Raw genomic sequence first — 2,398 nt, forward strand, 5'->3', positions numbered from 1 at the left:
ATTACGCAACAAAGCCGTGTTTCACCGCCATTGTCACACCAAGTTGCCTACTATCGCCAGAGGGGAAGGGGTTTATCTGTTCGATAGCCAAGGTAATCAATATCTCGATGCTTGCGGTGGCGCTGCCGTATCAAACCTTGGGCACAGCCACCAAGCTGTTAAACAAGCCATACTCGACCAGATCGAAAAAGTGCCTTTTGCTCACACGGGCTTTTTTACTAGCGAAGCTAGTGAGCAGTTGGCTGAGTTGATTTGCAAGCAAATGCCATCACAATTCAATCACGTCTACTTAGTCAGTGGAGGCTCTGAAGCGGTTGAATCGGCACTAAAGATGGCAAGGCAGTACTTTGTGGAATGCGGTAAGCCAGAGAAAAAGTAGTTTATTGCCCGCCAACAAAGCTACCACGGTAATACGCTTGGTGCGTTGGCTGTTGGTGGTAATGAATGGCGGCGCGAACCTTTCAAACCCATCTTGCACCCAAGCCATCATATTGCGCCGTGTTATGCCTATCGTCATCAAAGGCAAGGCGAATCCGAACTCGATTACTCATTGAGAGCAGCCAATGAGCTTGAAGCTAAAATTTTAGAACAGGGCTCGGATAACGTCATGGCGTTTGTTGCAGAGCCGATTGTTGGCGCAACAGCTGGTGCAGTACCTGCCACTCAAGGTTACTTCAAACGAATACGAGAAATTTGCGATCGCTATGATGTGCTGCTGTTCATGGATGAGGTGATGTGTGGTGTTGGACGCAGCGGTAGCTTTTTTGCTTTTGAACAAGAGCAGGCCGTCCCGGATTTAGTCTGCATGGCGAAAGGTTTAGGGGCGGGTTATCAACCTATCGGTGCTGTTGTTGCTAACGATAGAGTCTATCAAGAGATCGCGTCTGGTAGCGGCTTCTTTCAGCACGGGCATACCTTTATGGCGCACCCTGTTGCGTGCGCGGCTGGCGTTGCAACCATTCAGACCATCGGTGCCCAAAAGCTCTTGCAAGCCGTCAGTCAACAAGGGGCGATGTTAAAAAGAGAGCTCGAATCGGCGCTTTCAGATTTCCCGTATATTGGAGATATTCGTGGTAAAGGGCTGTTTCTTGGCATTGAGCTTGTCGCAGACAAAGTAAGTAAAATCCCGCTGCCTAATTCAACTTTGGCAGACAAAAAGATCAAACAACAAGCGATGGCAAATGGGCTGATGTGCTACCCAATGGGCGGCACGATTGATGGTATAAATGGGCATCATATCCTTCTTGCACCGCCTTTTATCATCGAACGAAGCCACATTGACGAGCTGGTGGATAAGCTCACTCGTACACTCAGAGAGGTGTCGCAGAAATGGTAGTGAACTCCCAACCTAAAAGAGCTCGAATCGCGATTATTGTTGCGCCTAATGGGGCGAGAAAAACCAAGCAAGACCATGCTCAATTGCCGATGAATACTGAAGAAATGGTTGCCGAGGCGAAAGCATGTCAAACGGCAGGGGCTACCATGATCCATTTGCACGCGAGAGATGTGCAAGGCAGGCATTCTCTAGAGGTTGATGACAACTTAGAAATCTACCACGCGGTGAAAGCTGCAGTTGGGAATTCGATGATTGTTCAGCTCACGACTGAAGCTGTTGGTATGTATTCACCACAACAGCAAATGGCGCTGATCAAAGTGGTAAAACCAGAAGCCGCTTCCTTTGCTTTGTGTGAACTGATTCCTGATGAGCAGAGTGAGGAGCAAGGTTTTGCCTTTTTTGATTGGGTCGCTGCTCAGGGTATTCTCAGCCAAATCATTTTGTATGATCAGGCAGACATCGAGCGCTATTTCTCCCTGCGAGATCGAGGTGTTTTACCCAAGCACAACCAACACGCGTTAGTGGTACTTGGTCGATATCATGAGGCTCAACAATCTTCACCATGGGGTTTACGGGCACTGTATTTGGAGCGCTTTATCGAAGAGAACGTTAGATGTGCCGTGTGCGCGTTTGGCACGAGAGAGCAAGACTGTTTAACCCATGCAATGTTACTGGGATTGGATGTTCGGGTAGGCTTTGAGAACAACCATTTGAGTTCGGATGGTCAACTCGCTAAAAATAATGCAGAGCAAGTACAACGACTAAAAGAGGTCAGTGAATTGCTAGGTGTACCACTGCATGATGTGGAGAGTTTTCGCTTTAGCCTGAGTGGTAGTTAATTTGAGAGATTCCCGACTCAGTCAATGGTATGGACTCCCCACCTCAACTGACTGTGTCAGCTAATAAAGTTACAGGTACAAACCAAAATAGGAGCCCATACCATCTTGATATCGAAATCACAGCGATCGAAGCGGCAAAACAAAACTTCGATCAATCACCAAACTCCTCAAGCTGTCCCCTTGAAATTCAACCCAGTTGTCACGACTGATTTCTCGCCCATTG

The 2,398-nt window shown here is 47.9% G+C and carries 1 protein-coding gene and 1 pseudogene; both read left to right on the forward strand.

What is annotated here, in order from left to right; genetic code table 11:
* Positions 1-16: 16 nt before the first annotated feature.
* A pseudogene (locus KIV40_RS02360) lies at positions 17-1,336 on the forward strand (aspartate aminotransferase family protein).
* The gene (locus tag KIV40_RS02365) at positions 1,330-2,175 is read left to right on the forward strand and encodes a 3-keto-5-aminohexanoate cleavage protein (RefSeq protein ID WP_012127110.1); all 846 of its coding nucleotides are present in this window, start codon (positions 1,330-1,332) and stop codon (positions 2,173-2,175) included. Before KIV40_RS02360 ends, KIV40_RS02365 begins: the two are co-directional and overlap by 7 nt.
* The last annotated feature ends 223 nt before the right edge of the window (positions 2,176-2,398 follow it).

The sequence above is a fragment of the Vibrio sp. D173a genome, from assembly GCF_030248475.1.